The sequence below is a fragment of the Micromonospora carbonacea genome (assembly GCF_014205165.1).
Classification (GTDB): domain Bacteria; phylum Actinomycetota; class Actinomycetes; order Mycobacteriales; family Micromonosporaceae; genus Micromonospora; species Micromonospora carbonacea.
This window is the reverse complement of sequence record NZ_JACHMZ010000001.1, coordinates 4,478,168-4,504,215: the sequence shown is the minus strand read 5'-3', so window position 1 is coordinate 4,504,215 and position 26,048 is coordinate 4,478,168. Positions and strand designations below refer to the sequence as shown.

Below are 26,048 nucleotides of genomic sequence, written 5' to 3'. Positions count from 1 at the left end.
GCACCTCGCCCCGGTGATCAAGGATGATGCGTCAACCCGCGCCGAACCCGCCACTGCGCCACCCCGGTGATGTCGGCGTCCGGGCTCGGCCGGTCGCCGAGCCGGTGCGCTCCGGCTGCCGCCAGGTCGAGCATGTCGCGGGCGTCAGCGTGCCTGGCGTCCCGCACCGCGGCCGACGCGCCCTTCATCAGCAGGAACCCCCAGGCGGCGAGTTCGGCAGGTGACGCAGTGGACAGCCTCGGCTCGACCTGATCGGCTGTGCGGACCGCGAGGGCCTCCGCCTCCGCGAACCGGGCCTGCCGCAGCAGCAGCCAGCACATCGGCGCGACCGCTGCGGCACCCACCATCTGGTCGCCACTGCGACGCGCGTGGTCGAGGGCCGAGGCGAGGGCGACATGTGCGAGGTCCAGGCGGCGAAGCTGAATGAGCAGCCGACCGGCCAACTGGTGCGCCCGGGACGCGAGCGCGTGGGCGGTCGACCGTTCGTCGCCGTCGCTGAATCCGACAAGTGCCCGAGCCTCGTCCAGCAGGCCGGGAATCAGCCCGAGCGCCGCTGCGTAGTCGTTGGCGTGGTAGATCGTGTTCGCGGTCAGGATGGAGCGGCGAACGTCGGCGGCGGTGGGTGGGCCGGTCTCCGGATCGCCGACCACCGAGCGTCCGTCGAGACCGGATACCGGCGTCAGCGCGCGGCGGACGTCGACGAGGCCGAGTGGTTCGGCGTTAGGTTCACGCATCGCCTGTGCCTGGGCGGCGGACCCCATCAATGCCGTCGTGGGCACACCCAGCGCGGTAGCCAGCCGGTTCAGGGTCGACATGCGGGCGCTGGTTCGTTCGTTCTGCTCCAGCTTGCGAATCGTCTCGACGCTCACCCCGGCGCGTTCGGCCAACCGCTCCTGCGTCAGCGTGGACTCCGTCCGCAGCTTCCGCAGGTGATCGTACCGCCAACTCGGCGGGTCACCCTGCGCCGCGCGTGGTCGGGACGGGCCGGCCGGTGGGTGTCGTAGTGGGTCGGCCTCCCGCCGGGGTGGCCGGCATGGACCGGTCGGCCGGCGCGGGTCGGCCCGCCGGCGCCGACGGAGTTCCCGGCATCGACGGAGTTCCCGGCATCGGCGGGGTCGCCGGCACCGTGGGCCTCCCTGGCGACGCGGGGCCGCCCGACGGAGGGCCAGCCGGCAGCGAGGGAGTGGCCGGGGACCGGCCGGGCCGCCCGTCCGGCCTTCCGTCGACGCCCGGTTGACCCGTCGGCGTCGTGGCGGCGGCCGGGGCGGACGCCGCGACCGCCTCGGCGCACCAGCTCACCACAAGGTCCGGGCCGCCGGCGGCGGCGACCAGGTCCGCGTAGCGCGGCGCGGCGAGGGCCTCGTCCACCGTGGCCTCGGCGCGCAGGCGGTGACAGAGGACGACCAGCGGGGCCGGCGGGACCCGGGGGTCGCGGACGCCCCCCGGCGAGCCGGCGGTGCGCCCCGGCGACCGGCTCGGCGCGGGCCGCCCGCTCGCCGGTGCCTCCGCCCGCTCGCCCGCCCCGTCGAGCGGCTGGGGCAGCGCGCCGTGGGTGGCGGCGAGCGCGACCCCGCCGGTCGCGGCGACGGCCAGCGCCGCGAGCGCGGCCTTCGCGCTCAACAGGCCGGCGAGGAGCGTGGGCCGCGCCCGGACCGGCCCGGCCGACCCGGCGCGGGCCAGCCGGAAGGCGTGCAGGGCCGCGCCCTCGCCGCGCAGCTCGTCGGGGCGGGGGGCGGCGCGGACCGCCGCCAGGAGTCGGACCAGCGGCTCCGGGTCGCGTCGGGCGTCGCCGACGGAGCTGCCGACAGGGCCGGCAACGGGGTCACCGACGGAGCCGGCGAGCAGGCGCTCGACGGTCTCCTGGTCCATCCGGTGTGCGTTCATCTCGTGTCCCTCAGCGCCATCGGGCGTGCGGGCGTCACATCGCCACCGGACGGGCCGGCTCAGCCCATCATCTTCGCGCCGTCGATGGCCTCGCGGAGGATGTCGGCGTGCCCGGCGTGCTGGGACGTCTCGGCGATCACGTGCAGCAGCACCCGGCGCACCGACCAGGTCGCCCCGGGCTCGAACCAGGGGGCGGCGGGCAGCGCGTGGGCGGCGTCCAGGTCGAGCGTCGCGACCAGCTCGTCGGTCGTCGCGGCCACCCGGGCGTAGCGGTCGAGCAGGGCGGCCAGGGTCTCGTCGCCCATCCGGAACCCGTCGGCCCAGTCCTCCTGGCCGGCCCGCATCGCGTCGGCGCCGTCGACGGCGAACCGCAGCCACGACTGCTCGGTGAGGGCGACGTGCTTGATCAGCCCGCCGAGGCAGAGCTCGCTGACCGTGCTGCGCCGCGCGGCCTGCTCGTCGGTGAGGCCGTCCACGGTCCTGCGCAGGAACGCGCGGTGCTGGCGCAGGGCCTGCAACAGGTCGGCCCGCTCGCCGGTGCGGAGCTGCTCGGGACTGGTCATGCCACCATCCTTACTGGTCATCTCCCGACCAACCTATGCGGACCCACCGACACTTTCCGCCACCCGGCGACCTGGCGGGTGGCGCTCCGGTTGCCGATCCGGCCGGGGCGCGGTCCACTGATCCACATGGGTGAGATCAGGGTGGGCACGTCCTCGTGGGCCGACCAGCTGCTGCTGCGCTCGGGGTGGTATCCGCGCGCCGTCAACACCCCCGCCGGCCGCCTCGGCTTCTACGCCGAGCGGTTCGGGCTGGTCGAGGTGGACACCTCGTACTACGCGGTGCCCGCGCCGGAGACCACCGCCGGGTGGGTGGCCGCCACCCCGCCGGGCTTCACCTTCGACGTCAAGGCGTTCAGCCTCTTCACCGGCCACCCGACCCCGGTCTCGGTGCTGCCCCGGGACCTGCGCCCGGCCGGCGGCCCGTCGCGCGTGCGCCGCCGGGACCTGCCCGCCGGGGCGTACGACGAGCTGTGGAGCCGGTTCCGCGCGGCGCTGGAGCCGATCGCGGCGGCCGACCGGCTCGGCGCGGTGCTGTTGCAGTTTCCGCCGTGGCTGGCGCGCAGCGCCGCCGCCGAGCGGCGCATCGTTGAGACGGCCGCGCGGCTGCGCCCCTGGCGGGTGAGCGTCGAGCTGCGGCACGGCTCCTGGTTCGCCGACGAGGCCACCGCACTGCGCACGTTGACCCACCTGCGCGAGCACGACCTCTCCTTCGTCTGCGTGGACATGCCGCAGGGGTTCGCCTCGTCGGTGCCGCCGATCCTGGTCGCCACCGCGGACCCGGCGGTGGTCCGGTTCCACGGCCACAGCGCGGCCTGGGAGAGCGGCGACAAGCAGGACAAGTTCCGGTACGCCTACGACGAGCGGGAGCTGCGCGCCTGGGCGGAGCTGCTGACCGAGCTGGCCGGCGGCGTCGACGAGCTGCACGTGCTGTTCAACAACTGCTGCGGCGGCCAGGCCCAGCGCGACGCCGCCCGGCTGGCCGAGCTCGTCGGCGAGGCGGCCGTCGCGCCCGCCGGGGTCAGCCGCGGCGGCTGATCCCCTCCGGGCGCATGCCGGTCGCCTCCTCCAGGGCGTTGTCCGGCAGGTCACCGTCCGCGCTGTCGTCGGGGAAGGCGCGCCCCGACGGCGCGGGGTCGGGCGGCGCGCCCGGCCCCGCCGGGACCGTCGGCCGCTCCTCGACCGGGCCGAACCCGTGCCGGCCCGCCGGTGGCGTGGGCGCGGCCGGCTCGCCGGCCCGCCGCTCGCCGAGGCTGCCGCGCGGCGCGGCGGTCTCCTCGCTGCCCTCGTCCATCGGGGAGTCCTCCCCGGCGCCCCAGGGCGGGTCGGCGTCGAAGCCGTCGGTGCTGCCCCACGGGTCGGCGGACCCGGGCCCACCCCGGTCCCCGCCGGGCGTCGATGCGTCCCTGCTGGCCATGGCCACCTCGCTGGCTCGCTGGTCGGTTGCGTACGGGCGTCGGTCGCCCGCCCGCGCCGCTCCCGCCCCGCCCGTGGCGGCGGCGGGGCAGGAGCGGCGCGTGGCGGACGGTCAGCGGCCGGACATGGCCATCTGGCGCTTGGCCGCGCCCATCGCCGCCACCTTGCCGATCGTCTTCGGCGCGCTCGCCAGCCCGCCGACCCGGCCGATCATCCCCCGGAACACCTGGCCGGGCTTCTGCTGCTCGCTCATGTACGCGGTGACCACCACCAGCGCGCCGGTGAGCGCCGGGATCGTCCACTGGAGCAGCCGCATCTGCCGCTGGTAGGAGGCGACGTCGGCCGGCGTCTGCGGGTTCGGCTCGGTGATCCCCTCGACCGACGGGCCGCCGGCCCGTTGCAGCCGCATGCCCAGCAGCCGGCTGTAGCCGGTGACCGCCAGCGCGCCGACCGTGAGGGCCGTCTTCACGGCGCTCATCCGGCCCACGCCCGACTGGGCGAGCATGCGGGGGCTCTCGGTCGCCAGCTCGCCGACCGCGCCGGCCAGGTGGGCCCCGATCGCCGCCGCGTTGACCGGCGTCCACCGGGACCACCCGGCGGAGGCCACCGGGAGCCGCTGGGTCGAGTCGTTGATCTGCGTCGCCGCGCCGTTGACGCCGAGCGCACCCATCAGCGAGCCGCCGAACCAGGCGGCGAGGCCGAGGTCGTGCATCGAGCGCAGGGCGGTGTGTCGTTCGGACATCTGATCCCCTTCCAACCGTACGGGCGCTGCGGCATACCCACCGATCGCGCGACTACGCACGGGGAAGGGAGCCGGTCATGCCTTCGGCAGGCCGGCCGCCCACGCCGCCACCCGGGCGGCCACCGGCCCGCTGGCGCGTACCCAGGCGAAGTGGTCCAGCGGGGCGCCCGCCTGCGCCGAGGTGAGGCGCTCGCGCACGACGGTGGCCGCGGGGAGCTTGCCGCAGAGGTGGTCCAGCGCGGCGTGCGGGGTGTACTGGTCGTCGTCGACGCTCAGCGCGAGCACCGGCACGTCCAGCGTGCGCAGCGCCGCCTCGACGTCCACCCCGTCCAGGGCGGGGAAGCGGCCGGCGCGGGCGGTGTACGCCCAGTCCCGGATCACCCCGCGCGCCTGCCGGCCGCCGAACCCCCAGCCGGGCCAGACGCCGAGCAGCCGGGCGGTCGCGGCGATCCCCTGGCTGTACGGCAGCACCCCGAACCGGCGTGGCCCCTGGTAGTGCCGCCAATAGGGGACGCCGACGGCGACCAGGGCCAGCCCGTCCACCGCGCCGGCGCCGTGCAGGGCCAGGTGCAGCAGGGCGGCCTGGCCGCCGAGGGAGTGCCCGAGCAGGATGGTGGGCCGGCCGTCCAGCCGGGGCTTCAGCGCCGCCAGCACCGCGCCCACGTCGGCGGCCAGCTCGGCGTAGCCGTACCGGCAGGCGCGGCTCGGCGCGGGCGTGCTCTCCCCGGTGCCGCGCAGGTCGGCGACGACCACGGCGAGGCCGGCGGCCCGCAGGTGCGCGGCGAAGGGGCGGTAGTAGCGGGCGCGCACCCCCATGGCGGGCCAGAGCACCACGACCGGGGCACCGGGCGGGCCGTCGGGCTCGGGGTGGACCTGCACCCCGAGCCGGGCCCCGTCGACGTCGACGTACTCCTGCGTGTACTCCCCGGGCGCGCTCACCGGCCCAGCCTACGGCCGTAAGCTACCGACGGGTAGCTTGGGGTGGTCGGCGGGGCCGTCGCCGGCCCGCCGGGCGCGGCGGGCGGTGGGGCGGGGTGCGTCGCCGGGCGCGGCCGGGCGGGCCCGGGGCCGTCAGGCCAGCGCCGGTGCCGGCCGGGCGACGGCGCCCACCGACGCGTACACGGCAGCGAGCTGCTCGGCGCAGCGCCGCCACGAGTACCGGCTGCGGACCCGGTCCAGCGCCGCCGTCGCGTACGCGAAGCGGCGCACGTTGTCGGCGAGCAGCCGGCGGATGGCCACGCCCAGCGCGCGCGGGTCGCGGGGCGGGACCAGGTCGCCGGTGAGGCCGTCGACGACGGTGTCGGCGATGCCGCCCACGTCGGTGCCGATCACCGGCAGCCCGCAGGCCATGCCCTCCAGCGCGGTCGACCCGAACGGCTCGTGCCATCCGGCGGCGACCAGCACGTCCGCCGAGCGGTACCAGGCGGCCAGCTCCGTGCGCGGGACCGCGCCGACCAGCCGGACCCGGTCGGCCACCCCGCAGGACTCGGCGAGCGCGGTCAGCCGGCCGGCGAAGCCGTCGGCGGGCAGCAGCCTCGCCGGGGGGCCGCCCACGATCACGCACTCGGCGTCCGGCACGGCCGGCATCGCCCGGACGACCTCCTGGAGGCCCTTGTGCTCCACCAGCCGGCCGACGGTGAGCACGCGCGGGCGGGCCGGGTCGCGCGGAGCGGCCGGGCCGTCCGGGCGGAAGATCCGCTCGTTGACCCCGGCCGGGACCAGCGCCATCCGGGACCGGGGAACGCCGAGGCGGACCAGCTCGCCGAACTCCTCCTGGGACTGCACGACCACCCGGTCCACCGCCCGGCCGAGGGCGCGTTCGTAGCCGAGCCGCCCCGGCGGGCCGGTGTCGCGCGGGTCCCGCTGCCGCCGGGCCGCCGCCGCGCCCAACGCGTGGTACGTCAACACCACCGGCACCCCGGCGCGGCGTCCCGCGTGCACGGTGGCCAGCCCGCTCGTCCAGAAGTGGGCGTGCGCGACGTCGGGCAGCCACCCGCCGTCGCGCCACTGGCCGGCGAGCCACCGGCCGAACTCGCCCAGGTGCGGCAGCAGCTCGTCCGAGGGCAGCCGCCGGGCCGGGCCCGCCGGCACGTGCCACACCTGGTAGCCGTCGCCGGTGGGCACCGCGTCGGGCAGGGCCGGGGAGTCGCGGCGGGTGTAGACGCGCACGTCGTGACCCTGGCCGCTCAGTTCCGCGGCCAGCTCCGCCACGTGGGTGTGCAGCCCGCCGGCGCCCTCCCCGCCCGTGCCGCCGTCGCCGGTGCCCTGCCCCCCGGTGCCCTGCCCCCCGAGCACGGCGAGCGGGCTGGCGTGCTCCGAGATCATCGCGATGCGCATGGCAGAGTCCCTACCCTCGCCCCCGCCGCCTAACCGGCGGACCGCCGACTTCTCCGCCCTGCTCCGCGTCGCCCTCCCCGCCCTACTCCGCGTCGCGCAGCATGCCGGGGCCGAACACCTCGTAGGCGATCCGGTCGCTCGGGAAGCCCCGGCGCAGCAGGCCGCCCCGGACCTGGTTCATGAACGGCAGCGGCCCGCACAGGTGCACGTGGGCGTCGGTGGCGAGCGGGATCAGCTCCGGGTCGACCCGCCCGGCGCTGACCCGCACGGGCAGCCCGGTGAGACGACCGTCGGCCCCGTCCGGCTCCTCGTACCACAGCGCGGTGCGCAGGTTGGGCAGCGCGTGGTGCAGCCGGGGCAGCTCGTCGCGCAGCGCGTGCGCGGTGCCGGCCCGGTCGGCGTGCACCAGCGTCACCGGCCGCTGCGGCGCGGTGGCCGCCAAATGCTCCAGCGCGGACATCGCCGGGGTGAGCCCGATGCCGGCGCTGACCAGCACCAGCGGCCCGTCCCCGGCCACCGCGCTCACCTCACCGAACGGCGGGCTCAGCCGCAGCGCGTCGCCCGCGGCGACCCGGTCGTGCAGGAAGGTGGAGACCATCCCGTCGGGCGCGCCGGCCACGCCGCGGACCCGCTTGACGGTGATCCGCCAGCGTGCCGCCCCCGGGCGGCCGGAGAGGCTGTACTGCCGGATCTGCCGGCCCCGGCCGCCGTCGAGGTCGACCGCGACGGAGACGTACTGGCCGGGGACGAAGCCGGGCACGTCGCCGCCGTCGACCGGCTCCAGGCCGAGGGAGACCACGTCGGCGGTCTCCCGGACCCGCTCGGCCACCCGCCAGGCCCGCCAGACCGGCTCGCCCCCGGCGACCCCCGCGCCCTGGTAGAGCCGGGCCTCCCGGGCCACCAGCTCGCAGGCCAGCAGCCAGTACGTCTCGTCCCACGCCGCGACGACCTCCGGGGTGACCGCGTCGCCGAGCACCTCGCCGACGGCGGCGAGCAGGTGCCGCCCCACGATCGGGTACTGCGCCGGGGTGATGCCGAGCGAGGCGTGCTTGTGCGCGATCCGGTCCATGATCGGCCCCCACGGCGCGTCGCTGAGGCCGACCAGGTGCTCCGCGTACGCGACCACGGCGGCGGCCAGCGCGGCCTGCTGCGCCCCGGTGGCCTGGTTGCCCCGGTTGAACAGGTCCAGCAGCTCCGGACGGGCGGCGAACATCCGCTGGTAGAACCGGCCGGTGATCGCCGCGCCGTGCGCCTGCACCGCGGGCAGGGTCGCCCGTACCACTGCTGCCGAAGATTCCGTGAGCACGCGTCCTCCTGCGGTGGGGCCGGCTTGCCGCCCGGCGCTCTCCCGGGCCCGGCGCGGTCCGCCGGGCTCCCGATGCGCCCAATAAACAGGAATCTCAGATTCCTCTTCAGGGTCGAAGGTCCCGGGTCGGGCGTAGCCCGGATCACAGCGGGCACCGGCCCTCCGGCCCGTGCCGCAGGACGGACCCGCTGGCTAGGGTCGGTGCGTGAAGCTCAACCGGTCCACCGACATGGCGCTGCGCATCGCCATGCTGACCGCCGTCACCCCGGCGCGCACGACGGTGGACGAGCTCGCCGAACGGCTCGCGCTGCCCCGCAGCCACGTCGCCAAGGTCGTCCAACGGTTGCAGCGCCTCGGGGTGCTGGTGACCATCCGGGGCCGCGCGGGCGGGGTGGCCATCGCCGAGGCGGCCGGCGACCTCACCGTGGGCGCGGTCGTCCGCGCGTTCGAGGGCGACGACGAGGTGGTCCCCTGCGAGCAGCCCGCCTGCCCGCTGGCGGTGGACTGCCGGCTGCGCGGGCAGTTGCGCCGCGCGCAGGCGGCGTTCCTCGCCGTGCTCGACGAGACACGGCTGGCCGACCTGGTCGACGGGACGGCGGGCCCGCTGCTGCTCACCCTCGGCCCCCGGCCGACCCCGCCGCCGGCCGCCCTGCCGCTCTGAGCGGCCCGCCCGTGACCCGGCGGGCTAGGCTCGGGCGGGCGAGAGGGGGTGCGATGTCCGGGGTCTCCCGTCCGGTCTTCGCCCGGCTCTACCGCCGGGCCACCGACGTGATGGACCGGGCCGGGGTCGGCGCGCACCGCAGCCGGACCGCGGCCGGGCTGCACGGCCGGGTGGTCGAGGTGGGCGCCGGCAACGGCCGGGCCTTCGCGCACTACCCGCCGACGGTCGCCGCCGTGCTCGCCGTCGAGCCGGAACCCCGGCTGCGCCGGGCCGCGCGGGACGCCGCCACCGCCGCGCCGGTGCCGGTCACCGTGGCGGCCGGGCTGGCCGATGCGCTGCCCGTCGCCGACGGCCACGCCGACGCCGTCGTGTTCTCCCTGGTGCTCTGCTCGGTGCCGGACCAGGCCGCCGCGCTGCGCGAGGCCCACCGGGTGCTGCGCCCCGGTGGGCAGCTGCGCTTCTTCGAGCACGTACGCGCCGAACGGCCCGGCCCGCTGCGCCGGGCGCAGCGCCTCGTCGACGCCACCTGCTGGCCGCTGGTCTGCGGCGGCTGCCACACGGGGCGGGACACCGTCGCCGCGATCGAGGCGGCCGGCTTCACGCTGACCGACCTGGACCGGTTCCACTTCCCTGACACGCCGGTGCCGATGTCGGCCTCCCCGCACGTCCTCGGCGCCGCCCGCCGTGGTTAGGAGGGGCCCCCTGTGCAACAGAATGCGTTAACAGGGGGCCCTTCCTTGCGCCTCAGCTGACCGTGATCGTGCCGTCGGTTCCGCGGACGCAGGCCACCGCCCGGCTGGCGGTGACGGCCGCGCCGGTCAGGCAGCGCCCCAGCGCCTTGTGCCCGGCCACGTTCGGGTGCCACGACTCCTGGCAGGTCTGGAAGTAGGACACGCAGGTGTTGGCGATCCGCTGAATGTCGATCTTGTCCTTGCCCGAGAGGCTGGTCACGAAGCTGCCGCTCGGGCCGTCCATCAGCCGGATCGGCGTGGCGAGCGCCCCCGACGGGCTGGTCGGCTGCTCGCACAGCCGGGCGCCGTCGAACGCCCGCTGCACGTTCAGGTAGACCAGGTCGTCGGCCGGGAACTCGCCGGCCAGGCTGTCGCGCACCGAGCGGACCAGCGTGCCCAGGCCGGTGGAGAAGCGGTGGCCCGGCGCGAGGCTCGCGCGGTGGATCGGGCAGCCGGCCGCGTACCGCTCCGCGCCCAGGTCACGGAACTTGTCCCGGTCGTCCTCCCGGCCGTCCTCCTCCCAGTAGTTCGAGGCCAGGTCGAACGGCAACGGGTTGGTGTAGTCCTGGAACACGACCCGGTGCTGGCCGTCGGCGTCGACCTGGTCGAGGGTGGCCATCAGCTGCCGCACCGCGGCCGTGGTCTCCGCCGTGGCCGCGCTGAACTGCGCCGAGGTGGCCAGGTCCGCGTCCGTGCACGGCTCCTGCGGCACCGGCCCGCCCAGGTACGCCCAGAACTCCCACCAGCCCGTCCAGGCGTCGGCGATGAACCGGTTGGCGCACTTCTCCGCCACGCTGCCGAAGGTGAACGAGCTGTTGTTCGACCCGAGGCCGATCAGCACCAGGTCGATGTCGTGGGTCTGCGCGACCGCGCGGAGCTGGTCGAGCTGCGAGGCGACCGAGCGGCCCTTGGCCCGGCTGACCGAGGCCCCGGCGATGTCGTACGGCTGGCCGCCCGAGCAGGCCAGGTTGAACCGGTCGGTGATGCCCGGCAGGTCGGCCTGGAACAGCGACGCGTTGGGCGAGCGGTGGCAGAAGTACGCGTTGCTGTTCGGCGCGTCCCAGCCGGGGAAGCCCTGGCTGACGCCGTTGACGTCCACGACGGGGGAGTACGACCCGGCCCCCTCGCCGCTGATGAAGCTGTCACCGAGCGCCACGGCCGCGGTGGGGAGGCCGGCCGCCGCCGGGACGGCCGGCGCGACGGCGGTCGACAGCGCCGCCGCCGCGACGGTCAGCGCCGCCGCGAGCGCGGTACGACGGAACACGGACATGCGCGTCCTCCATCCATCCATGGAAATATGAAAGTTTCTACGAGACGGTGATCACATCACGGGCGCGCGACGGGCGTCAACGACCCGTGGCCGGATCAGGGGGTCGCCGGCCGGGGCCGGCGGGCGGCGTACCGTCGGGGAACGGGATGAACCGCGGACCCGGCGGCGTTGACCCCCGGTGCCGGGGCGCTCACGGGCCCGCCGACCCGGGCGCCCGCGCCGCAGGCGGCGCGGCCCGAGGTGCGGGGTGCCGGCGTCCTGTCCCACCTGCCCGTTAGGCTCGCTGCGGCGCGCCGCGCGAGGTGATCGAGCCGGTGAGCGGCACCACCACCGCCGAGACCTGGGAGTACGACCAGTTGACCGCACAGCCTGAGACGCTCTACGGGGCCGACGACCTGACGCACCTCGAGGGGCTGGACGCCGTCCGCAAGCGCCCCGGCATGTACATCGGCTCGACCGACAGCCGTGGCGTGGGTCACCTCGTCAACGAGATCCTCGACAACTCCACCGACGAGGGTGTCGCGGGTCACGCCACGCGCGTCGAGGTGATCCTGCACGCCGACGGCTCGGTGCAGGTCGACGACGACGGCCGGGGCATCCCCACCGACGTGCACGCCAAGTCCGGCATCTCCGGCGTCGAGCTGGTGCTCACCCGCCTGCACGCCGGCGGCAAGTTCGGCGGCTCCGGCTACAAGACCTCCGGCGGCCTGCACGGCGTCGGCGCGTCCGCCGTCAACGCCCTCTCCCGGCGCTTCGACGTCACCGTGCGCCGCGGCGGCAAGGTGCACGCCATGTCCTTCCGGCACGGCGTGCCCGGCGTCTTCGCCGGCCCCGGCCCCGACGCCGCCTTCACCCCCGGCCCCGGCCTCCAGGTCCTCGGCCCGATGAAGCGCGGCCAGCGCACCGGCACCTCGATCCGCTACTGGCACGACGCCCGCTACTTCGAGACCGGCGCGACGCTCGACGCCGAGGCGGTCCGGCTCAAGGTGCGCAACACCGCGTTCCTGGTCCCCGGCGTGAGCTACCTGCTGCGCGACGAGACCGGCGAGGAGCCGGTCGAGGAGACCTTCCACTTCCCCAACGGCCTTACCGACATGGTCGAGTTCCTCGCCCCGGCGGGCGACCGGCCGGTCACCGGCACGCTGCTGGTCGCCGGCGAGGGCACCTACCGGGAGAACGCCGCCGACGCCAACGGCGTCATGCAGTCCAACGTGCAGCGGCGGGCCGAGGTCGAGATCGCGTTCCGCTGGGGCACCGGCTACGACCGCACCGTCGAGTGCTTCACCAACACCATCCGCAACGCCCACGGCGGCACCCACCGCAAGGGCTTCGAGCGGGCCCTGGCCCGCACCCTCGCCGAGGCGGCCCGCTCCGCCCGGGGCCTGCTGCGCCCCAAGGAGGACGCGCCCACCCTGGACGACGTCCTGGAGGGCATGACGGCCGTGGTGCACGTGCGCATCCCCGAGCCGCAGTTCACCTCGCAGACCAAGGACGAGCTGTCCACCGCCGGCATCACGAAGGTGCTCCAGGGTCTCGTCGAGGCGCACGTCAAGGCGTGGCTGGAGGACCGCCGCACCAAGGCCGAGGCCCGCACGGTGCTCCAGAAGATCGTCGACGCGGCCCGGGTCCGGCTCACCCAGAAGCAGCAGAAGGACGCGGCCCGCCGCAAGACCGCCCTGGAGGGCGCGTCGATGCCGCCGAAACTGGTCGACTGCCGCGCGACCGGGGTCGATCGGAGCGAGCTGTTCATCGTGGAGGGCGACAGCGCGCTCGGGTGCTTCACCGGCGACACGATGGTCGCCCTGGCGTCCGGCCGGAGCCGCTCCTTCGCCGATCTTGCCGCCGACTGGGCCCAGGGCATCAGCCACTTCGGCTACACCACCAACAAGGCCGGCCGCGTCGTCGTCGCTCCGCTGGTGGAGCCCCGGCTCACGAAACGCGACGCCCCGCTGGTGCGGGTAACCATCGACAACGGCGAGACGGTGCGCTGCACCCCCGATCACCTGTTCCGCCTACGCGACGGCTCCTACCGGCGCGCCGACGCGCTGGCGCCAGGCGACTCCCTGATGCCGCTCTACCGCAGCCTGTCCAGCAAGGCGGAGGGGCAGAAGCTCCAGGGGTACGAGCGGGTCTGGATGAACGACAAGGAGGAGTGGGTCTACACCCACTACCTGGCGGACGCGTGGAACCTGCGGCACGGCCGGGACAGCGCGACCAACGGCAACGTCCGCCACCACATCGACATCGACAAGCGCAACAACGACCCGCGCAATCTGCGGAGGATGACGTGGGCGGACCACTCCGCCCTGCACGCGGCGATGATGGGTGAGCACGTCCAGGCCGGCTGGCGCGAGTGGTTCGCCAGCGGCGGCCGTGAGATCCGCTCGGCGATGCTCACCGCTCAGTGGCGGGACCCGGCCTTCCGTGAGGCCTGCCTCGCCCGCCTGTTCGCGCTCAACGAGTCCCCCGCGTTCCGGGCCAAGCTGGAGCAGGCCTTCCGGGACTGGTACACCGCGCTCAGCCCGGACGAGCAGCGCGCCTACGCCGAGCGGATGCGCGAGCGGCAGGCGGCCTACTGGTCGCAGCCGGAGCACCGGGCAGCAGCGGCCGAGCGGGTCCGCCGGTTCTTCGCCGACCCGGCCCGTCGGGCGGAGTGGCGGGAACGCTCGCTGCGGCAGTGGCAGGACCACGACCTGCGGGCCTGGCGGTCCGGCAAGACCGTCGAGCAGTTCGCGGACCCCACGGAGCGCGAGCGCCAGCGCGACGCCGTGTCGGCCTGGCATCGGAACAACCCGCAGTTCGGTGAGCAGCACTCCCGTCGGATGCGGCAACGGATGACCGATCCGGACACCGGCCATCTCGCCCGCGTGCAGGCCGGACGCGCCCGGTACGTCGCGTCCGTGCCCCGCGAGGACCGGGTGGCCCGGCTGCTCGAAGGTCGCCGTCTCGCGGCGCTGCGCCGTCTCGCGCCGCTGCTGCCGCTCGCCGACGACGATCTCGCGGCCGCCTACGAGGCGGAGCGGTTGCGGACCGCCCGGACAGGCCTGCGCTTCGACAGGTTGCTGGCCCTCTACGACGGGGACTGCGGGCGGTTGCGCGAGGCGGCCTCCCTGGTGAACCACCGTGTGGTGTCGGTCGAGCCGCTGGACGAGACGGCGGACGTCTACGACCTGACGGTCGACGGCTACCACAACTTCGCCCTGGAAGCCGGGGTGTTCGTCCACAACAGTGCCCGTGTCGCGCGTACCGCCGAATACCAGGCGCTTCTGCCGATCCGCGGCAAGATCCTCAACGTGCAGAAGGCCAACCTCCAGCAGGTGCTGGACAACGCCGAGTGCGCCGCGATCGTCCAGGTGCTCGGGGCCGGCTCGGGCCGCACCTTCGACCTGTCGTCCATGCGGTACGGCCGGGTGCTGATCATGGCCGACGCCGACGTGGACGGCGCGCACATCCGCACCCTGCTGATCACGCTGTTCGCCCGCTACATGCGACCGCTGATCGAGGCCGGCCGGCTCTACGCCGCGATGCCGCCCCTGCACAAGATCACCACCAAGGGGCGTAACCCGCAGACGACCTACACCTACACCCAGGCCGAGATGGAGGCGACGGTCCGCAAGCTGGAGAAGGCCGGCAGGCAGATCGTCACCCCGATCCCCCGGTTCAAGGGTCTCGGCGAGATGGACGCCGACGAGCTGTGGGAGACCACGATGAACCCGGCGACCCGGGCGGTGCGCCGGATCACCCTCGACGACGTCGACGCCGCCGAGCGCATCCTGGAGCTGCTGATGGGGGAGAAGGTCGAGCCGCGCCGCAACTGGCTGATCGAGTCCGCCGACCGGGTCGACCGGGACGCGATCGACGCATGACGACCACCCACCCCCGCCCCGTCCCGGCCCGCCGGGACGACCGCCGCCAGACCGTGGCCCGCGCAGGAGAGAGCTGAACCATGGCACGCCGTAAGAACACCGGTCCCCGGGCGGACCTGGCCGCCTTCGACCAGGCCGGCGCGCGGGTCTTCGACAACCCGCTGGTCACCGAGGTCTCCGACTCCTACCTGGAGTACGCGTTCTCGGTCATCCACTCCCGGGCCCTGCCCGACGCCCGCGACGGCCTGAAGCCGGTGCACCGGCGCATCCTCTACTCGATGCACGAGGCGGGGCACCGGCCCGACCGGGCGCACGTGAAGTCGGCCCGGGTGGTCGGCGACGTGATGGGCCGCTACCACCCGCACGGCGACACCGCGATCTACGACGCGATGGTCCGGCTCGCCCAGGACTTCTCGCTCAACGTCCCACTCATCGACGGGCACGGGAATTTTGGGAGCCCAGACGACGGCCCGGCAGCGGCGCGCTACACGGAAGCGCGGATGTCGCACGAGGCGATGCTGCTGGTCGGCGAGCTGGGCGAGGACACGGTCGACGTCGAGCCCAACTACGACGGCTCGCTCACGCAGCCGACGGTGCTGCCGGCGGCGTTCCCCAACCTGCTGGTCAACGGCGCGTCCGGGATCGCGGTCGGGATGGCGACCAACATGATCCCGCACAACCTGGCCGAGGTCGTCTCCGCCGCCCGGTGGCTGATCAACCACCCGGACGCCGACCTGGACAAGCTGATGGAGTTCGTCCCCGGCCCCGACCTGCCGACCGGCGGCGTGCTGCTCGGCCTCGACGAGGTGCGCCGGGCGTACGAGACGGGGCGCGGCGTGGTGCGGATGCGCGGCCGGGTGGAGATCGGCCCGTTGGAGGGCAGCCGGGGCCGGCAGGCGATCACCGTGGTCGAGCTGCCCTACGGCGTGGGCGCGGAGAAGGTCATCGCGGCGATCACCAACGAGGTCAACAAGACCAAGCGGCTCACGGGCATCGCCGACGTGAAGGACCTCACCGACCGCGAGAACGGCACCCGCCTGGTCGTCGAGTGCAAGGTGGGGGTCAACCCGCAGGCGCTGCTGGCGGACCTCTACCGGCTGACCCCGCTGGAGCAGTCGTTCGGCGTCAACAACCTGGTCCTCGTCGACGGGCAGCCGCAGACGCTGGGGTTGAAGGCGCTGCTGGAGGTCTTCCTGCGGCACCGCTACGACGTGGTGACCCGGCGCAGCGCCTACCGCCGGCGCAAGCGGCAGGAGCGGCTGCACCTGGTCGACGGCCTGCTGATCGCCCTGCTCGACATCGACAAGGTGGTCCGGCTGATCCGGGGCAGCGACGACGCCCAGGCCGCCAAGGACGGCCTGATGCGCCAGTTCAAGCTGTCGGACATCCAGGCCAGCTACATCCTGGACACTCCGCTGCGGCGGTTGACCAAGTTCGACCGGATCGAGCTGGAGGCCGAGCAGGAGCAGTTGCGCAAGGAGATCGCGCAGCTCTCCACGATCCTCGACGACGAGAAGGTGCTGCGGAAGGTCGTCTCCGACGAGCTGGCCGCCGTGGTGAAGAAGTTCGGCACCGAGCGGCGCACGACGCTGGTCGACGGTGACCTGAAGGAGGTGCTGGCCGCGTCCGCGCCGGCCGGTCCCCTGGAGGTGGCCGACGACCCGTGCCAGGTGATCCTCTCGGCCACCGGGCTCGTCGCCCGCACCGCGGCCGAGTCGGAGGAGGCGTCCGAGGGGCGTCGGCGCAGCGGCCGGGTCAAGCACGACGCCGTACGCGCGCTCGTGCACTCCACGGCCCGGGGTCGGGTGCTCCTGGTGACCAGCGCCGGCCGGGCGTTCAAGATCGACGTGTTGCCGCTGCCGGTGTTGCCGGAGCAGGCCGGCACGGTGTCGCTGCGCGGCGGGATGTCCGCCGCCGAGCTGGTGCCGCTGGAGCCGGGGGAGTCGGTGGTGGGGTTGGCCCCGCTGGGCGCGACCGGGGAGGGCTCGCCGGGGCTGGCGCTGGGCACGCGGCAGGGCGTGGTGAAGGTGTGCGCCCCGGACTGGCCGGTGCGTTCCGACGAGTTCGAGGTGATCGGCCTGCGCGAGGGCGACGAGGTGGTCGGGGCGACCTGGCTGACCGACGGCGCGGAGGCGTTGGCGTTCGTCTCCTCCGAGGCGTCGCTGCTGCGTTTCCCGGCGTCGGCGGTGCGTCCGCAGGGGACGAAGGGCGGCGGCATGGCCGGCATCAACCTGCCGGCGGGGGCGCGGGTGGTCTTCTTCGGCGCGGTCCGGGAGGACGATCCGGCCCACGGCGAGCCGATGGTGGTGACGTCGACCGGCGCGACGGTGAAGGTCACGCCGTTCGGGGCGTACCCGGCGAAGGGGAGGGCGACCGGCGGGGTGCGGGCGCAGCGGTTCCTCAAGGGCGAGACGGATCTGGTGGTGGCGTGGGTCGGCCCCCGGCCGGTCGGCGCGACGGCGACCGGCGACCCGGTGGAGCTGCCCCCGGCGGACCCGCGCCGCGACGGCAGCGGCTTCGCCGTGATGCTGGGTCCCACGGTGGTCGGTCACCAGATCGAACGCGACTGACCCGCCGCGCCCCCGCCCCGGTCAGCTCGACGGGGTGGGGGCGCGCAGGCGGGCGACCAGGCGCATGCCGTGATGGACGGCCAGGGCGGCGGCGGTGCCGAGGGCGATGCCGTTGAAGGAGAGCTCGCCGCTGGTCAGGGTGTAGTTGGCCGCGCCGACGATCAGCGCGACGGCGGCGGTCATCAGGTTGACCGGGTCGTGGAAGTCGACCCGGTTCTCGATCCAGATCCGCGCGCCGAGGACGGCGATGAGGCCGTACAGGGCGGTGGTCGCGCCGCCGAGCACCCCCGCCGGCACGGTGAGGATCAGCGCGCCGAACTTGGGGCTGAGCCCGAGCAGCACGGCCGCGAGCCCGGCCACCCAGTACGCGGCGGTGGAATAGACGCGGGTCGCCGCCATCACGCCGATGTTCTCCGCGTAGGTGGTGGTGCCGGAGCCGCCGCCGGAGCCGGCGAGCATCGTGGCCAGCCCGTCGCCGAGGAACGCCCGGCCCATGTCCCGGTCGAGGTTGCGGCCGGTCATCGCGGCGACGGCCTTGACGTGCCCGGCGTTCTCGGCGATCAGCACGAGGATCACGGGGATCACCAGCACCGTCGCGCGCAGGCTGAAGCTCGGCGCGTGGAACTCGGGCAGCCCGATCCACGCCGCCTTGCGCAGCCCGTCGACGGCCTTGGGGTCGAGGCCGCCGAGGGCGGCGGCGACGAGCCAGCCGACGACGACACCGAGCAGGATGGACAGCCGGGCCGCGAAGCCCCGGAACGCGACGGTGGCGAGCAGGATCGCGGCGAGGGTGAGCACGGCGATCAGCGGTTGGGCCTTGACGCCGGTGCCGCTGCCGCCGCCGTCCCAGGCGACGGGGGCGAGGTTGAGCCCGATCAGCGCCACGATGGCGCCGGTGACCACGGGCGGCATGAGCGCGTCGATCCAGCGCGCCCCGGCGAGTTGGACGACGAGGCCGACGGCGGCCAGGGCGGCGCCGGCCACGACGATGCCGCCGAGCGCGGGGCCGATGCCGCCGTCGGTCTTCGCGACCAGCACGGGGGCGATGAACGCGAACGACGACCCGAGGTACGACGGCAGCCGGTTGCCGGTGATCAGCAGGAAGAGCAGGGTGCCGACGCCGGAGAAGAACAGGGTGGTGGCCGGCGGGAAGCCGGTGATCAGCGGCACGGTGAAGGTGGCGCCGAACATCGCCACCACGTGTTGCACGCCGACGCCGACGGTGCGCGGCCAGGAGAGCCGCTCGCCGGGGTGCACGACGTCGCCGGGGGTGACGGAGCGGCCGTCGCCGTGCAGGGACCAGGGGGACCAGCGGGAGCGTGGCTCGGCGGGGGTCTCGGTCATCGCGGCGCCCTTTCGCGTCGACGGCGGTGCGGGGCGGGGACCCTGGAAGTCGTTTCTAGCAGAGGAGCCGTGGGCTGCGCTCAGGCGACCCCGGCGGGGCGGAACTGGACGCTGACCCGGGGGCCGACGGGGCGGGCGGTCTTCGGGACCGCGTGCTCCCAGGTGCGCTGGCAGGAGCCGCCCATCACCACCAGGTCGCCGTGGCCGAGGGGGAAGCGCAGGCCGGGGCCGCCGCCGCGGGGGCGCAGCAGCAGCGGGCGGGGTGCGCCGAACGAGACGATGGCGACCACGGTGTCGGCGTGCGCCGAGCGGCCGAGGGTGTCGCCGTGCCAGGCGACGCTGTCGCGCCCGTCGCGGTAGAGGCACATGCCGGCGGTGACGAACGGCTCGCCCAGCTCGGGGGCGTAGTGGGCGGTCAGCGCCGCCCGCGCCCGGGTGAGCACCGGGTGGGGCAGCTCGCGGTGGCCGGAATACCAGCAGAGCAGCCGGGGGACGTCGACCCGCGCGTCGTACATCGTGCGGCGCTCGGCCCGCCAGGGCACGTCGGCGAGCAGCACGTCGAGGACGGCGTCGGAGCCGCGCACCCAGCCGGGCAGGTGGTCGACCCAGGCGCCCCGGCTCAGCGGGTGCCGGCGCAACCCGGCGAGCGGGCCCGGCGACGGCCCGTCGGCGGCGAGGTCGAGCATCGACGGCTGGTAGGCGGCACCGGACATGCCCCGCAGCCTACCTGGCCTTTCGTACGCGTGTGCGAGCGCGGTCCGGTCCCGTCACCCGCCGGTCACCTGCCGCACACGTGGACGTCGCCGCCCGTCGCCGGGCCGGGCCTAGCGTGACCGGGTGCAGAGCCAGTCCGCCACCGTCGTCGCGCCGGCCGGTCCGCCGGAGCCGCCGCCGGGCCGCCCGGCCTGGCCCACCCGCCGGCTGGTCGGCTGGCTCGTCGCCGCGTGGGTCGGGCCCCTGCTGGCGTACGCGGCAGGGCTGGCCGGGCTGCTGCCGCTGGTGCTGCTCGGGTTGACGGCCGGGCTGCTGCGCGGCGGCCGGACCCTGCTGGACCGGCTGGTGCTGGCCGGCGCGCTGCTGGCCGGCGCGACGTGTGCCGCCGGGCTGCTCTTCTCGGCCTGGCCGTGGGGGTTGCACCCGGTGCCGGTGGCGGGGACCGCGTCGACGGTCCTGCTCGGGATCGCCGCGGCCACCGGCCGCCGGCCGGGGCTGCCCCGCCCCGTCGCCGCCGACGCGCTGCCGGTGGGGGCGGCGCTGCTGGCCGCCGTCGCGTTGGCCTGGCCGTACCTGCGCGCCGGTGACCTCGCCGGCCGCCTCGCGTACGCGATGACCGGTGAGGACAACAGCCGGCACCTGGCCACGGTGGAGGGCATCCGGGCGGTCGGCGGGTATCTGTTCACCGACCCGCAGGCGGCGGCGCGGATCGCCCCGGAGCCGATGGTCTGGTATCCGCAGGGCTTCCACCTCACCGCCGCGCTGCTGGACACGTTCCTGCGCTCCTCGACGGCCCCCGCCGGCCCGGCCGACGCCCTCGACCACTACCTCGGCTGGTCGGTCGGGGCGTGGGGGCTGCTGGTGCTCGCCGTGACGTGGGCGGCGCAGCGGCTCGCCGGCCCGTGGCTCGACCTGCCCCGCGCCCTCGCGCTGACCGGCGCGGTCACGGCCGCCTGCCTCGGCTCCGAACTGGCCCGCTTCGTCGTCTACGGCTATCCCGGCGAGAGCCTCGGGCTGGCGGCGACGGTGCTGCTGGTGGCGGTGACCTGCCGGCCGGTGGCCCGCACCGGCACCCAGGTGGCCGTGGTCGGCGCGCTGTGCGTGACGGTCGGCTTCGCGTACCTGATGTTCCTGCCGGTGGTCGCGGCGCTGGTGGCGGCGTGGCTGGTCCGGGACCGGCGGCGGCTGCGTCGCCGGCCGCGGCTGCTGGCGGTGGTGATGCCGGTGGCGGCGGTGCTGACGCCGCTGCCGGCCGTCGCCGGCCTGCTGCGCACCGACCAGGTCGACAACGTGGCCACCGGCGGCGGCGTGTTCCCCCGCTACGACGCGTTCCTGGCCCTCGTGGGCCTGGTCGGCGCGGGCCTGGTCGTGGGCCGGCGGCTGCCCGTGTGGCGGCGCTACGCGGGCGCGCTCGCCGCGGCGGGCGTGTTCGCGGCCGGGTTCCTGCTCTACTTCCGGGCGCTGGGCACCGACCCGCGCTACTACTACGGCAAGACGCTGCACCTGCTGCTGGCGGTGCTGCTGGTCGGCGCGGGCGCGCTGGCCCTGCTGCTGCCGCCACCGGGGCGGCCGGCGTCCGGTCGCCGCGCGGTGGGCGGGGCCGGTCGGCGGGCCGGCGCGCGGTGGGCGGTGGCGGTCGCGCTGGTGGCGGCCTGCGCCGGGGCGGCCGGGCTGCCGCGCGGCACCGGGCTCTTCGCCCAGCCGTTCGGCCACCGGGTCACCACCTGGGCGGCGGCCTGGTGGTCGGGGTCGCTGGCCCGCCCGGGCCCGGCCGCGTCGACGGCCCGCGCGCTGGCCCGGCCGCCGGCCGCGCCGGGCACCGTGACGGTGGTGGTGAGCGACCGGCGCCGCGAGGGCTACCTGGTCACTCTGTTCGTCGCCACCCTCCAGGGCGCGGCCGGCGCGTCGGGGCCGGCGGTGTACCGGCTGCCGCTGGCCGAGCCGGCCCGCAGCGCCGCCGTGGTGGCGGCGGTGCCGGGGCCGATCCGCTTCCTGGCCGCCGACGCGGCGGCGACCAGGATCGTCGAGGACCTGCTCGCCGCCCGGCCCGAGCTGCGCGCCCGGGTCAGCGTGGAGCGGCTGTCCTGAGCCGGAGCGGCTGCCCGGCGGGCGGCGGTGCGGGCCGTTCCGTGGCGGCTAGCTGCGGCTGGGCGCGCCGACGAGCGCGAGGACCGCGTCGGCGACCCGGGCCCGGCCCCGCCCGTCGACCGTCGCCCAGGCGCGGGCGGCCAGGGCCGCCCGGCGCTCGGGGGAGTCGAGCAGGGCGCGCAGCGTCCGCGCGGCCCCGGCGCGGGCCGCCCGGCCGGGCAGCCCGGCGGCGGCCAGCGCGGGCAGCTCACCGAGGCCGGCCGCGAGCCCCGCGTCCACCACCCGGCCGTACGACTCGCGCTGGTTGTCCACCACGCACACCAGCGCGGCCGGCGCGCCGAGGCAGCACAGCTCCCAGGTGGACGTGCCGGCGGCGCTGACCACCAGGTCGGCGGCGGTGACCAGGGCGGGCAGGTCGTCGGTGGGTGGCACGGGCCGCACCGCCTGCCCCCGGCCCGGGGTCAGGGCCGCCAGTTCCGTCTCGACGTCGGCGCGGCCGACGACCACGGTCAGGTCCATCGGGTGCCCGGTGGCCAGCAGCACCCGGGCCAGCACCGGGGCCGCCCCGAACGCGTCGGTGCCGCCGAAGAAGGCCAGCACCCGGGGCCGGGCCACCGGCGTCGCGGTGCGGGGCGTCGCCGGCCGGGCGGCCACCACCGCGTCGCGCAGCAGCGGGTACGCCGTCCCGGCGAGCAGCCGGCCGGGCAGCGGCCCGTGCGCCGCGCCCAGGTTCTGGTCCAGGTAGACGTCGGCGTCCTGCCCCCGGGTGTCGCCGTCGACGACGGCGAGGGTCACCACCCCCGCCGCGCGCAGCGCTCCCGCCCCGGCCGGGTCCAGCTCGTACGAGTCGAGCACCACCACGTCGAGGTCGTGCCGGCGGGCCGCCGCCACGAGGTCGGCGGGGCGCTCGGGGCCGGGGTGCAGCGGGATGCCCCGGGCGGCGAGCTGCCGGCCCGCCCAGCCGACGCCCTCGACGGTGCCGAAGAACTCGACGCGGTGCCCCCGGGCGAGGAACTCCTCGGCCAGGGCGAGGCAGCGCACCAGGTGCCCCACCCCCCGGGTGGGCCCGGCGTCGCAGCGGACCCCGACGCGTACGGTGCTCAGGACTCCTCCAGCCGCTTCTGCCGCACCGAGGCGTTCAGGGCGCGCAGGGCCGGCTGGCCCGCCAGCCAGTCGGCGAGCTTCGCCAGCGGGACGCTGACGTCGCCGAAGTGGTCGGTCACCGCCCGCACCAGCGCCCAGTCCTGCTCGGTGTCGAGGGTGAGCCGCAGGGCCGACCGGTCGGGGGTGAGCGTCACCCCGAGCACCCGGAACAGCTCCGGGTGGGTGTACGCGTACGAGGTCACGTGCACCCGGTGGTGGTCGGTGGCGATGCGGTGCAGCGTCCGCAGCGTGTCCGCCCGGATGATCTCCACGTCCAGCCCGCGCGGCAGCGTACGCGCGATCGACGTGCTCGCGTAGTCCAGCCCCGGCACGGCCCGGTACACGTCGGCGACCAGCCGGACGATGTCCGGGTCGAGCAGCGGGCAGTCGGCGGTGAACCGCATGACCGCGTCCCCGGGGTGCGCGTCGAGCGCGCCGACGAACCGGTCGAGCACGTCGTCGACGGAGCCCCGGTGGCAGGCCACGCCGAGCCGGCCGCACTCGGCGACCACCGCGTCGTCGACGGCGTCGGTGCTGGTGGCGACCACCAGGTCGGCGAGCACCCCGCCGTCGGCGGCGGCCCGGACCACCCGGCCGAGCACCGAGCGCCCGGCCAGCGGCCGCAGCACCTTGCCGGGCAGCCGGGACGAGCCCATCCGGGCCTGCACGATCCCCACGATCCGGGTCACTGCTGTTCCTCCTCGGCGCGCCGGGGCGCGAGGGCGTCCTTGGCCCGCCGCTTCGCGGCGCGGGCGCCCCGCTTGGCCAGCCGGGCGGGGGTGATCGCCAGCCGGCCGACCCGGTAGCTGATCGAGCCACTGAGCAGGTTGATGGTCGCCTCGGCCCGGCGCAGCGCCCGTTCCCGGGAGGTGAGCAGCTCCTCCGTCCAGCGCAGCAGGGCCGTCACCCGGGTCAGCTCGGCGCGCTGCCGCAGCCACGCCTCGCGGAGCTGCTGGTGGCTGTCCAGGCCGACCGGGGGCGCGGTGGGCTCCACGGCGCGCAGCTCGTCGGCGAGGGCGACGCGGTCGGCGTTGTCCAACCCGCGCAGCGCCGCGGTGACCGCCACCTCCGCGTCGACGGCGGCCGTCACCGTCGCCCGGTCCAGGTCGCGCCCGGCGGTGCCGGCCAGCACCACGGTCAGCCCGGCCACGTCGAGGGTGGACGACCAGGGGTGGGCGTATCCGCCGGTGGCCAGGGCGGCGGCGAACCGCCACAGGCCCCGGGCCAGCGTCACGTCCAGCGGCCACGGGTCGCTGGCCCGCCAGCTCGGGTCGAGCACCGCGAACCCCGGGGACGCACCGGCGGCCCCGCCGCCGGCGAGCACCACGTTGTCGAGGCTGGCCAGGGCCGTCGCGCCGGTGAGCCGTCCGGCGTCGTCGGCGTGCGCGTCGAGCCAGGCCGCGTACCCGCGCAGCAGCCGGCGCAGGGCGGCCAGGTCGCGGCGCAGGCAGGCGTCGAGCAGCACGGTGCGCAGCAGCCGCCCCTCGGGCACCGCGCCGGTGAGCACGGCCGGGTCCCGCCAGGCCGCCGCGCGGGTGGCGAACGGTGCGTCGGCGGCCGCCGCGACCGGGCCGGGCACCCGCCACCGCCAGCCGTCCGCCGCCGCCACCTCCACCACGCCGATCCCGGGCGGCCCGGTCTGCACCCACAGCACCGGCAGCCCGCCGGGGCCGGCGGGCGCGGTCCGGGCCGCACCCGGGGCGGTGCCGGCCGGGTCCGGCGGCTCGCCCGCCGCGGGGGCGGCCGGGGCCGGGCGGTGGGCCAGCACCAGCCAGCCCGGGGCGAGCGCGGCGCCCAGCCCGGCGTGCAGCGCGTCGACCGCGAGCCGGGCCGGGTCCTGGAGCACGGGACGGTCGGCGCGGCCCGGCGCGCACGCGCCGTGCAGCACCGCGTCCAGCAGCCCGCTGCCGGGGTACGCGGCCAGCGCGTCGGCGTCGACGAGCGCGGTCGGCGCGCCCGGTTCGGGGTAGGCGGCGAAGCAGCCGCCGGGGCGCAGCCCCGCCCCGGCCAGCCGCTCCCGCGCCTGCTCCAGGTTGGCGGGGCGGTCGGCGTCCAGCACCCCGCCGACCGTCCAGTCGGCGTCGTCGCGGCCGGCGTACCAGGGCGCGGTGTCGACCATCCGGGCCAGCCCCACCGGGTTGTCCAGCCGCAGCAGCAGCGTCCCGCCCGGGGCGAGCACGGCGGCGAGCCGGCGCAGCAGCCCGTCCCAGCCGACCGGGGTCCCCTCCACCGACTCCACCGCGTCCAGGCCGGCGGCGGCGATCACCACGTCGAACGTCTCGTCGGCCGGCAGCCCGCCGGGGCCGCCGACGACCACCCGCACGGGCCGGTCCTCGGCCAGCGCCGACCCGTCCGGCCAGCTGCGCAGCAGGCAGGTCACGTCGGCGTGGGCCAGCCGGTCGACCAGCCCGGGGTCGTGCGGCCCGGCCAGCAGCACCCGCGCGCCGGCCGGGACGACCCGGGCGGCCAGCGCGGCGAGGGGCCCGCCGCCGGGCAGCCGCCGGCCGGTCAGGTCCGACCAGGCCAGCATCTCCCCGCCGGGCAGGGCGATGCGGGTCGAGGTGTCAGTGGTCAACGTGTTCCTCCTGGAGGGTCGCCCAACCCAGCAGCTCCCGCAGCTCGGCCGGCGTGCAACGGTGGTCGGTGCCCAGTTCGGCGCGGGCGATCTCGACCGCCGTCGGCAGGTGCACCGACTCGCCGTGCAGGTCCGGCCACTGCCGGCGGATGCGGGCGGTGCCGCCGAACGTCGGGTCCTCGTCGGCCAGGATCATCGGGTCGCCGTAGACGGCGGGCTCGCAACCGGCCGCGATGCCGTAGAAGATGGCGCTGGTCAGCCGGTTGGACGCGACCCGGCGGTGCCGGCGCAGCTCGGTGAGCTGCTTGTCGAGGAAGAGCGGGTCGGTGTCCTTCCACCAGTGCCCCCGGTAGCCGTGGCAGATCACCCGGAACCCGGCCTGCTCGTAGAGGCGGCGGACCCGGCGCATGCCGTACTCGTGCCAGTAGAGGCACACGGTGACCGGGCCCGGCTCGGTGGCGCGGATGCGGGCGATCAGCTCTCGGTGGTCGCCGCGCACGTGCTGGCCCTCCCAGCCGTGGAACGGATACCAGATGGTCCCCTCCCGCTGCGGCTCCGGCGGGTCGTCGACGCGCAGCGCCAGCAGGTACGCGAACGGCGCGCCGGTCACCACGACGTTGCGCCGCCCCACCGACCAGGCCCGCCGCCGGGTCTGCTCCGACCACAGCAGGCTCGGCGTGCCCTCGACGTACGGGTGGCCGGGGGCGAGGCCGTCGCCGATGTTCCAGCCGTGCTGGACGTACCCGTCGATCCGGGGCGGGTGCCCGTCGCCGAGGCCGCAGTAGCGGGCCAGCACGTGCGCGTGGCCGTAGAAGTGGTTCGCGTGGTGCATCCCGGTCCC

Annotated in this window: 20 protein-coding genes and 3 pseudogenes; 8 read left to right on the top strand and 15 right to left on the bottom strand. The window is 76.0% G+C overall.

The annotated features are described in order from the left end of the window. Positions 1 to 17: 17 nt before the first annotated feature. From HDA31_RS19245 to HDA31_RS19235, 3 genes are read right to left on the bottom strand one after another with little or no spacing between them, the layout of a single operon-like run. On the bottom strand, positions 18 to 920 hold the full coding sequence (locus HDA31_RS19245; RefSeq protein ID WP_260422449.1) for a type II toxin-antitoxin system RelB family anti-toxin: 903 nt from the start codon (positions 918 to 920) through the stop codon (positions 18 to 20). 34 nt (positions 921 to 954) lie between these two features. Continuing rightward, positions 955 to 1,884 (bottom strand): hypothetical protein, encoded by a 930-nt coding sequence (locus HDA31_RS19240; RefSeq protein ID WP_178064115.1) that lies wholly within the window; start codon positions 1,882 to 1,884, stop codon positions 955 to 957. Between the two features lie 59 nt (positions 1,885 to 1,943). Then, a complete protein-coding gene (locus HDA31_RS19235) occupies positions 1,944 to 2,447 on the bottom strand; it encodes a DinB family protein (protein WP_074475787.1) in 504 nt (167 codons plus the stop codon). Positions 2,448 to 2,573: 126 nt separating this feature from the next. On the opposite strand from HDA31_RS19235, the gene HDA31_RS19230 reads away from it, so the two are divergent. Then, entirely contained in the window at positions 2,574 to 3,482 is a 909-nt protein-coding gene (locus HDA31_RS19230; RefSeq protein WP_178064116.1) for a DUF72 domain-containing protein, read from the top strand. Here HDA31_RS19230 and HDA31_RS19225 read toward each other — a convergent pair. The 5 genes from HDA31_RS19225 to HDA31_RS19205 all read right to left on the bottom strand — a co-directional run bounded on the left by HDA31_RS19225 (position 3,466) and on the right by HDA31_RS19205 (position 8,245). Further along, on the bottom strand, positions 3,466 to 3,861 hold the full coding sequence (locus tag HDA31_RS19225) for a hypothetical protein (protein ID WP_178064117.1): 396 nt from the start codon (positions 3,859 to 3,861) through the stop codon (positions 3,466 to 3,468). The genes HDA31_RS19230 and HDA31_RS19225 overlap by 17 nt on opposite strands. A gap of 111 nt (positions 3,862 to 3,972) precedes the next feature. Beyond that, positions 3,973 to 4,602 carry a hypothetical protein gene (locus HDA31_RS19220; protein ID WP_178064118.1) on the bottom strand — a complete coding sequence of 210 codons (630 nt, stop codon included), beginning with the start codon at positions 4,600 to 4,602 and terminating at the stop codon, positions 3,973 to 3,975. 75 nt (positions 4,603 to 4,677) lie between these two features. After that, complete coding sequence (locus tag HDA31_RS19215; protein WP_178064119.1) at positions 4,678 to 5,541, bottom strand: alpha/beta hydrolase family protein; 864 nt, start codon at positions 5,539 to 5,541, stop codon at positions 4,678 to 4,680. A gap of 132 nt (positions 5,542 to 5,673) precedes the next feature. Then, a complete protein-coding gene (locus tag HDA31_RS19210; RefSeq protein ID WP_178064120.1) occupies positions 5,674 to 6,939 on the bottom strand; it encodes a glycosyltransferase in 1,266 nt (421 codons plus the stop codon). An 82-nt stretch (positions 6,940 to 7,021) separates the two neighbouring features. Further along, a complete protein-coding gene (locus tag HDA31_RS19205; RefSeq protein WP_246384531.1) occupies positions 7,022 to 8,245 on the bottom strand; it encodes a globin domain-containing protein in 1,224 nt (407 codons plus the stop codon). Positions 8,246 to 8,450: 205 nt separating this feature from the next. Between HDA31_RS19205 and HDA31_RS19200 the strand changes: the two genes are divergently transcribed. Continuing rightward, a complete protein-coding gene (locus HDA31_RS19200; protein WP_178064121.1) occupies positions 8,451 to 8,906 on the top strand; it encodes an RrF2 family transcriptional regulator in 456 nt (151 codons plus the stop codon). Positions 8,907 to 8,959: 53 nt separating this feature from the next. Beyond that, entirely contained in the window at positions 8,960 to 9,598 is a 639-nt protein-coding gene (locus tag HDA31_RS19195; RefSeq protein WP_178064122.1) for a class I SAM-dependent methyltransferase, read from the top strand. 52 nt (positions 9,599 to 9,650) lie between these two features. Here HDA31_RS19195 and HDA31_RS19190 read toward each other — a convergent pair whose 3' ends face one another. Beyond that, positions 9,651 to 10,907 carry an SGNH/GDSL hydrolase family protein gene (locus HDA31_RS19190; protein WP_178064123.1) on the bottom strand — a complete coding sequence of 419 codons (1,257 nt, stop codon included), beginning with the start codon at positions 10,905 to 10,907 and terminating at the stop codon, positions 9,651 to 9,653. Positions 10,908 to 11,221: 314 nt separating this feature from the next. Between HDA31_RS19190 and HDA31_RS33075 the strand changes: the two are divergent. The 4 genes and pseudogenes from HDA31_RS33075 to HDA31_RS19180 form a co-directional block, all read left to right on the top strand. Then, positions 11,222 to 12,682: pseudogene (locus tag HDA31_RS33075) on the top strand (ATP-binding protein); the annotation flags it as partial. Beyond that, a pseudogene (locus tag HDA31_RS33070) lies at positions 12,659 to 14,128 on the top strand (ATP-binding protein); the annotation flags it as partial. The pseudogenes HDA31_RS33075 and HDA31_RS33070, both read left to right, overlap by 24 nt. Before the next feature lie 6 nt (positions 14,129 to 14,134). Beyond that, positions 14,135 to 14,773 (top strand): annotated as a pseudogene (locus tag HDA31_RS33065) (toprim domain-containing protein); the annotation flags it as partial. Between the two features lie 80 nt (positions 14,774 to 14,853). Beyond that, positions 14,854 to 17,343 (top strand): DNA gyrase/topoisomerase IV subunit A, encoded by a 2,490-nt coding sequence (locus HDA31_RS19180; RefSeq protein WP_178064124.1) that lies wholly within the window; start codon positions 14,854 to 14,856, stop codon positions 17,341 to 17,343. 21 nt (positions 17,344 to 17,364) lie between these two features. On the opposite strand, the gene HDA31_RS19175 is transcribed toward HDA31_RS19180, so the two are convergent. Both HDA31_RS19175 and HDA31_RS19170 read right to left on the bottom strand, forming a co-directional pair. Then, positions 17,365 to 18,687, bottom strand: coding sequence for a uracil-xanthine permease family protein (locus HDA31_RS19175; RefSeq protein WP_178064125.1), 1,323 nt, complete (start codon positions 18,685 to 18,687; stop codon positions 17,365 to 17,367). Between the two features lie 80 nt (positions 18,688 to 18,767). Next, positions 18,768 to 19,400, bottom strand: a complete 633-nt coding sequence (locus HDA31_RS19170) for an alpha-ketoglutarate-dependent dioxygenase AlkB (protein ID WP_178064126.1) — start codon at positions 19,398 to 19,400, stop codon at positions 18,768 to 18,770. Between the two features lie 124 nt (positions 19,401 to 19,524). On the opposite strand from HDA31_RS19170, the gene HDA31_RS19165 reads away from it, so the two are divergent. Next, complete coding sequence (locus HDA31_RS19165) at positions 19,525 to 21,489, top strand: hypothetical protein (RefSeq protein WP_178064127.1); 1,965 nt, start codon at positions 19,525 to 19,527, stop codon at positions 21,487 to 21,489. A gap of 48 nt (positions 21,490 to 21,537) precedes the next feature. Here the strand turns inward: HDA31_RS19165 and HDA31_RS19160 are convergent, their stop codons facing one another. Genes HDA31_RS19160 through HDA31_RS19145 form a run of 4 tightly spaced genes read right to left on the bottom strand, consistent with a single transcriptional unit; the run spans position 21,538 to position 26,039 of the window. After that, entirely contained in the window at positions 21,538 to 22,593 is a 1,056-nt protein-coding gene (locus HDA31_RS19160) for a PseG/SpsG family protein (RefSeq protein WP_178067248.1), read from the bottom strand. Beyond that, on the bottom strand, positions 22,590 to 23,321 hold the full coding sequence (locus tag HDA31_RS19155; protein ID WP_178064128.1) for a cytidylyltransferase domain-containing protein: 732 nt from the start codon (positions 23,319 to 23,321) through the stop codon (positions 22,590 to 22,592). Before HDA31_RS19155 ends, HDA31_RS19160 begins: the two co-directional genes overlap by 4 nt. Continuing rightward, on the bottom strand, positions 23,318 to 25,207 hold the full coding sequence (locus tag HDA31_RS19150; RefSeq protein WP_178064129.1) for a class I SAM-dependent methyltransferase: 1,890 nt from the start codon (positions 25,205 to 25,207) through the stop codon (positions 23,318 to 23,320). Before HDA31_RS19150 ends, HDA31_RS19155 begins: the two co-directional genes overlap by 4 nt. Beyond that, on the bottom strand, positions 25,197 to 26,039 hold the full coding sequence (locus HDA31_RS19145) for a hypothetical protein (protein WP_178064130.1): 843 nt from the start codon (positions 26,037 to 26,039) through the stop codon (positions 25,197 to 25,199). Before HDA31_RS19145 ends, HDA31_RS19150 begins: the two co-directional genes overlap by 11 nt. Positions 26,040 to 26,048: the final 9 nt, after the last annotated feature.